Here is a 5,689-nt window from a genome sequence, read left to right as displayed (position 1 = left end):
CGTAGGTGTAGCGCTCGATCACACTGCCGGCGGTGGTGACGTTGTCCAGCCGGCCGTAGGGGTCGTAGTGGTAGCCGGAGGACACCCCCGCCACGACCGTAGTCGCCAGCCGGTTGCGGTCATAGTTCGACGTGCTGCTCTGACCGCCCACGGTCTGCGACGTCACGTTGCCGTTGTCGTCGTAGACGTACGACTCATTCGACCCGCCACCGGTCTTCGTCACGCTCTTGACCTCGAAGGTGGCGGCGTAGTCGTCGTAGCGGGCGCCCGGAGTGGCGTCGGCCAGGTCGACCAGGTTGCCGTTGGCGTCGTAGGAGTAGGTGAAGGCGGTCTTCTCGTTGTCGGTGTCGGCGCTGTTGTCGCGGACCACCTTCACGGCGTCCGCGGCCACCGTGCCGCCCGCATTCTGCGATCGTCTCCATCGTCCTGGGCAAGGAGGGCGGCAACGCCACCTGCTCGGTCAGCCTGCACGGCAGGTGGTGCAGCAGGTCACGGCGTACGGCGGGGACCACGCGGGCCGCAGCGCCGACATCGCGAGCGAGTGACGCGCGCTTACTGGGAAAGGCTCACTCAACCCGAGAACGAGATCGACTGAACCGTCTCTCCCACCCCGAGCTTCCGCGCCCCGTGGGCGAGCTGCGTACACAGCTCGAAGTACACCTCGCGGTCGCAGAAGTCGAGGTTGTGCACCTCGTCCTCGCCACCCAGGAACAGCGGCACCTTGTACCCGATGGCCTGCCTGTAACCGAGCGGCCCCGCCGAAGGGTTGGCCGCCCGCCACTCCTGGTAGAAGGGGTACGCGAGTGGGTCCTCCTCCCCCGCGACAGCGTCGTGCCACTCGGAGAGCGGGCAGTCCGTCGTGAGGTATTCGCCGCCGCCCGGGTCCACGCAGATGACCTTGCCGTCCAGTTGCCCGTCACGAATATCGACGGCAAGCTCACGACCCAGCCAGTCGAAGGCGAAGACGGAGAAGCGGCCCTCGAAACCCTTGATCAGTTTCGCGGAGGCGACGTTGCCACGCCGTGCGGATTCGACCGTGTGAAAGCGGTAGAAACCATCGGCAAGGGTGGCACCGGCCACGGACTCGAAGATGCCGCGGAGAGGTACCGGAATGTCCGTAAGCTCGCCGATTTCCGATTCACGCACGGTGACCGGGAACTGTTCCAGCAATTTCGCCAGCATGTGCTGCGCCTTTCGTAAGTGTAAGCGCCTGGACGCGGCCGACGAGGAGCCGGCCGCGTCCAGGTTCCGCCTGGGCTAGATTAACCGATTCTGAATCCAGTGATTATGTCTCCAGAATTCAGACCCATGGATTTGATCTGTGCGGCGATCTGCGCGCCGAGGCTCCGGTTCACCGATCTGTCGAGTGCCCACAGGTTCTCCAGGGCATCGGCACCGCCGAGTTGCAAGTCGATCAGGTGGTCGGCATCCTCCGTGTCCTCGATCGCCATGCCGGCGGACTTCATCATGCGCCGCTGGCCACCGCTGCGTTCGGCCGGTGCGGGACCGTGTGGCAGGGGTACCGTCTGAGTGTTGCCGCAGAACGGAGTTCGCCGTGTCGCAGAGCATCGATGAGCACACCGGCGCTCGGATCGCCCGTATCCGGAAGCAGCGCGGTCTGACGCAGCAGGGGCTGGCGATGCGGGCGCACCTGTCGAAGTCGCTGTTGTCGAAGGTCGAGTGCGGGCAGAAGCCCGCTTCCCCGGCTCTCGTTGCGGCCTGTGCCCGTGCACTGGGTGTTTCCACATCCGACCTGCTGGGGCAGCCGTATGCCGACGAACTGCGGCGCGACCGCATGGACGCCCTGATCCAGCCGATCCGTGAGGGGCTGGAGAACTGGGACATCGCTCTGGACTGGGAGACGGTTCCGCGTCCGGCCTCGTTGATCTGGGCGGATGTCCAGCGGGCTCTGGAGCAGCGCCGTCAGGCGCAGTACACGGACATGGTGCGCGACCTGCCCGTGCTGATCGACGAGTCGGTGCAGGCGGTGCACACCAGTACCGGGGAGGAGCAGCGGCTGACCTACGAGTGTCTGGCGGAGACGTTTCGGTGTGTGTTCACCGTGGCGTGGAAGCTCGGCTTCCTCGATCTGGCGACCGTCGCGCTGGACCGGCTGGCGTGGACCGCGCCGCGCGCTGACGAGCCGGGGCTGGCCGCGATGCATGCCTTTCTGCGTGCGCAGACCACGTTGTCGTCGGGTCGGTACGACGTGGGTCTGCGGGTGGTCGACCGGGCGCTGCGGGACCTCGACGGCCAGGGGTCACGCCGCCCGGCGGGTACTGAGGCGATGCGGGGCATGCTGCACCTGCGTGCTGCGACCATCGCGGGCCGGATGAAGGACCGGGACCACGCCGACGCCCGCCTGGCCGAGGCCCGCGCCCTTGCCCAGGCCACAGGCGAGTTGCCAGACTTCGGTGTCACCTGGGGACCGGTGAACGTCGGTGTGCATGCCGTGGCGATCGCCTCGGAGGCTGACGACTTCGGGCGTGCGATCGAACTCGCGGACAACGTACGCATCCCGCGAGGCTGGACCCGTTCCCGGGCCGGTCACCACTGGATGGACCTCGGCCGGGCCCACGCCTGGGCAGGCCACCCGGATAAGGCGCTGGACTGCCTGCACCAGGCCCGGCGCATCGCCCCGCAGCAGACCCGTTACCACCCGACCGTGCGGGAGACCGTGCTGGCGCTGAAGCGGCGGGAGCGGGCGCGTAACGGCTCGTTGGCGCAGTACGCGGAGTGGGTCGGGATATAGCGGATTTCTGGCAGGAGGAGTTGCACCCTTCGGTGCAACTGCGGTGCATCGCCGGTCGGCAGGCTGACGTCTCGTCAGGCCCCCCGACCGCGCGAACGGTCCGGGGGCATGGCCAACGCTGACAAGGAGCGTCGACATGCCGCACTGTATCGCCCGCGTCTTCGAGCCGCTGCTGCGGCTGCTGTGGCCCGCGCCGGGCCGCCATCGCAGACCTGATCACTCATCCGCCGGCCTTGCTGCAGAGGCGTCGACCGCATGCCCGCCTCGCGTACCGGCCGCCCGGGTACTGCGCGGTCAGGAGATCGGGCTGGTCCGCCCGTACCTGGTCGCACACGAGCAGCGAGAGGCGCAGAAGCGGCAGGCTCGGCGTCGCACGCTCCGGCTGGAAGTACGCGGCATCGACATCAGTCCCCTGCTGATCCACGCAGGGGAGGTCATGGCATGACGAGCGGGACCGGACAGCTGCGCCTGCTGCCGTGGGCCGGGCCCGAGGGCAAGCCGTGTTACCTCGCAGGCGACGGGGCCGGATACCTCTCCCGGCTCGCCGACAACACGGAGGCAACCCAGCTCGGCCTGGCCGGGGAACTCTTCCAGGAAGCCAAGCAGGTCCTGGACAAGAGGCAGTGGACGCAGGGCGAACTGCATCTGCTGGCAGTCCAGTTGACTGAAGCACTCGGCAACGTGCACCGCATCGCGGTCAGCCGCGGCGCACGCCTGCCCACACCCGCCGACGACGATCTCGACACCGGGGACGACCTGGAAGACGACGAAGACGAGCAGGACAGTTCGTACCCGGCCGTCTGCCGCTAACGGCTCGCCCGCCGCCCCGAACTCGACAAGGCCCTCCTCGTCGCCCGCGAAGGCGACCAGATCGTGGTCACCAAGCTCGACCGCCTCGGCCGCTCCCTGGAGAGCCTCATCGAGCTCTCCAAGGAACTCCAAGCGCGCGGCGTCGACCTCGTCGTCCTTGACCAGGGCATCGACACCTCCACCGCCGTCGGCCGCATGTTCTTCCAGATCCTCGGCGCCATCGCCGAGTTCGAACACGCCCTGATGTCTGAGCGGACCCTGGACGGCCTGGCCGCAGCGCGGGCCCGAGGCCGCACCGGCGGCCAGAAACCCAAGCTCGGCCCCCGCCAGGTCCAGCTCGCCCGAGAGATGTACGACTCCGGCGACTACACCGTCCAGCAGATCGCCGACGAATTCGCCGTCACCCGCCCCACCATCTACCGCCACCTCAGCAAGGTCCCAGGCCAGCCCCAAGGATCCGCGTAGCCGGCATCACCGCAGCTGAGGGGGTACTCCGTTGTTTTCTCGGCGAAAACTACTGGGACCCCCACGTGGCAGCACGACGGGCACGTGTTCACCACAGCGCAGGGCCGACCGATCGACCCGACCAACCTCACCGGCACCTTCACCACGCTCCTCCGCAAGGCCGGCCTCCGCCGCATCCGCTTCCACGACCTCAGGCACTCCACCGCCACCCTGCTCCTGGAACAGGGCGTCGAACTCGTCGTCATCAAGGAACTCCTCGGCCACGCCCACATCGGCGTCACCGCCACCGTCTACGCCCACGTCCGACTCCGCCTCCAACGAGACGCCATCGACGCCCTCAGCACCGCGCTCGGCAGCCAGGAGGACACCGAGACGGCGCGATCCAACGGCGATGAACCGCCACCCTGCGTAGCTCGCGTCCGCTGACGTTGCCGTCAACTACTGCCGTCACCACCACGCAGAAGCCCCGCCGGGATCGGCGGGGCTTCACGTATGCCATCACGCGCTCGGCTGTGATCGAAACCGAACTGATTCAGCTCTGGCCGCTGCTCCCAGAGACCCAATCAACCAGCTTCTCGAACTCTGCCCTCAACTGGTCGGGATGCACGTCGGACAAGTACTTCTCGCAGGGAGAAGGGTCGACCTCATAGTCGATAGTCGACACCTGAACCTCGCCTGAATTCCAGACTGTCAGGTAGAACCCCCTCCCCTCTTTCTCCACATAGACCCCGAAGGACTTCTTCTCCGCATGCTCTGCGGAATCGAACACCTCAAGCGTAATTCCTGCTCCTTCCAACCGCGGACGAGACTCATGGATTCTCACCCTGAGCAGGTCAGGCAGAGCTTCATTCATTTTCTGTCTACAATCCTGAGGTTCTCGAATGAAGGCATTTCCGGCGGCGGAAGGCCACGCTTGGCATTGAGTTTCGCGTAAATCGGATGCTGCGGTCCGGGTATCTGAGCCCACCCGGGTTCACCAGCAGGCTTCAGGCAGGAACACGGCACATCGAACTCCGCGTAGATCGACCCTGGCGCAGCCTGCTTCCGGTAGGCATCAGAGTTAGCGGGATGCGCTACGTACGTGGAAGTTCCGCCACTTCCCGCTTGCACCTTTCCCGTGTCGCTCATCGCTTGATACTCATCTTCCGACATCCATCGACCCACGGTGGTGTTGCAATTGTGAACGAGGACCGGCGTGGCACCCGCCAGCACATAGTACGTGTGGAGCTGCTGGACGGTGAGGTTCCACCGGTAGGCCGCGCCGGGTGTGGTGCGGACGGCGATGATGTGGACGTGCCCGTTGCTTGCGGTGTTCAGGGCATCGCCACGGTGGAGTTTGCCAGCCGGGACCCAGGTGTGGGTGGTGTCGTCCCTGAAGGGGTGGTTGGCCGTGGTGTGCAGGGTGGCGGTGTGGCCGTCCTTGGTGCGGACGGTGACGTCGACCAGGTCGTGGTCGTGGTTGATCCACACGTGCTGGACGGTGTGCGAGCCCTGCTGCTTGCCGGTCCTGGGGTTGCCGGACTCGACGGTGTCGCCGACCTGGATCTGGTCGATACGCTTGTCGGAGCCGTTGCCCATCAGGACCTTGGTATCGGGCGAGAAACTGCACGTGCCGCCCGCGATCTTGTCGCCCTGCGCCTCTGCCGTCTGTGCGGACTCCGC

The 5,689-nt window shown here is 66.5% G+C and carries 9 protein-coding genes and 2 pseudogenes; 6 read left to right on the top strand and 5 right to left on the bottom strand.

What is annotated here, in order from left to right; all coding sequences use genetic code 11:
* The 3 genes from H8R17_RS43140 to H8R17_RS43130 all read right to left on the bottom strand — a co-directional run.
* A partial coding sequence (locus H8R17_RS43140) for a hypothetical protein (protein ID WP_187828637.1) occupies positions 1 to 391 on the bottom strand: 391 nt, incomplete at its 3' end.
* 179 nt (positions 392 to 570) lie between these two features.
* Positions 571 to 1,182: a T6SS immunity protein Tdi1 domain-containing protein gene (locus tag H8R17_RS43135; RefSeq protein ID WP_187828636.1), complete on the bottom strand. Its 612-nt coding sequence runs from the start codon at positions 1,180 to 1,182 to the stop codon at positions 571 to 573.
* A gap of 80 nt (positions 1,183 to 1,262) precedes the next feature.
* Positions 1,263 to 1,469: an HNH endonuclease signature motif containing protein gene (locus tag H8R17_RS43130; RefSeq protein ID WP_187828635.1), complete on the bottom strand. Its 207-nt coding sequence runs from the start codon at positions 1,467 to 1,469 to the stop codon at positions 1,263 to 1,265.
* Between the two features lie 86 nt (positions 1,470 to 1,555).
* Here H8R17_RS43130 and H8R17_RS43125 point away from each other — a divergent pair, with 86 nt between their 5' ends.
* The 6 genes and pseudogenes from H8R17_RS43125 to H8R17_RS43105 form a co-directional block, all read left to right on the top strand.
* Complete coding sequence (locus H8R17_RS43125; protein ID WP_187828634.1) at positions 1,556 to 2,752, top strand: helix-turn-helix domain-containing protein; 1,197 nt, start codon at positions 1,556 to 1,558, stop codon at positions 2,750 to 2,752.
* Between the two features lie 136 nt (positions 2,753 to 2,888).
* Positions 2,889 to 3,197, top strand: a complete 309-nt coding sequence (locus tag H8R17_RS43120; RefSeq protein WP_187828641.1) for a hypothetical protein — start codon at positions 2,889 to 2,891, stop codon at positions 3,195 to 3,197.
* A complete protein-coding gene (locus H8R17_RS43115; protein ID WP_187828633.1) occupies positions 3,194 to 3,562 on the top strand; it encodes a hypothetical protein in 369 nt (122 codons plus the stop codon). The genes H8R17_RS43120 and H8R17_RS43115 overlap by 4 nt, the downstream gene beginning before the upstream one ends.
* A gap of 18 nt (positions 3,563 to 3,580) precedes the next feature.
* Positions 3,581 to 3,844, top strand: a pseudogene (locus tag H8R17_RS48250) (recombinase family protein); the annotation flags it as partial.
* Positions 3,821 to 4,027 carry a helix-turn-helix domain-containing protein gene (locus tag H8R17_RS48245; protein ID WP_262505979.1) on the top strand — a complete coding sequence of 69 codons (207 nt, stop codon included), beginning with the start codon at positions 3,821 to 3,823 and terminating at the stop codon, positions 4,025 to 4,027. The pseudogene H8R17_RS48250 and the gene H8R17_RS48245, both read left to right, overlap by 24 nt.
* Positions 4,028 to 4,093: 66 nt before the next feature.
* Positions 4,094 to 4,453: pseudogene (locus H8R17_RS43105) on the top strand (tyrosine-type recombinase/integrase); the annotation flags it as partial.
* A 106-nt stretch (positions 4,454 to 4,559) separates the two neighbouring features.
* Here H8R17_RS43105 and H8R17_RS43100 read toward each other — a convergent pair.
* Together H8R17_RS43100 and H8R17_RS43095 are read right to left on the bottom strand one after the other, a co-directional pair.
* Positions 4,560 to 4,880, bottom strand: coding sequence for a hypothetical protein (locus tag H8R17_RS43100; RefSeq protein WP_187828631.1), 321 nt, complete (start codon positions 4,878 to 4,880; stop codon positions 4,560 to 4,562).
* Positions 4,877 to 5,689: Hint domain-containing protein (locus tag H8R17_RS43095; RefSeq protein WP_223126125.1), on the bottom strand; the 813-nt coding region annotated here is incomplete at its 5' end. The genes H8R17_RS43100 and H8R17_RS43095, both read right to left, overlap by 4 nt.

The sequence above is a fragment of the Streptomyces sp. TRM68367 genome, assembly GCF_014495685.1.
GTDB lineage: Bacteria > Actinomycetota > Actinomycetes > Streptomycetales > Streptomycetaceae > Streptomyces.
Note: the sequence above shows the minus strand (reverse complement) of the source record. Positions and strands in the feature narration are given on the sequence as shown.

Coding starts and splice junctions, on each gene's coding strand:
- H8R17_RS43115 (WP_187828633.1), top strand. CDS start 3,194: ATGACGAGCGGGACCGGACAGCTGCGCCTGCTGCCGTGGGCCGGGCCC.
- H8R17_RS43130 (WP_187828635.1), bottom strand. CDS start 1,469: ATGATGAAGTCCGCCGGCATGGCGATCGAGGACACGGAGGATGCCGAC.
- H8R17_RS43135 (WP_187828636.1), bottom strand. CDS start 1,182: ATGCTGGCGAAATTGCTGGAACAGTTCCCGGTCACCGTGCGTGAATCG.
- H8R17_RS43100 (WP_187828631.1), bottom strand. CDS start 4,880: ATGAATGAAGCTCTGCCTGACCTGCTCAGGGTGAGAATCCATGAGTCT.
- H8R17_RS43120 (WP_187828641.1), top strand. CDS start 2,889: ATGCCGCACTGTATCGCCCGCGTCTTCGAGCCGCTGCTGCGGCTGCTG.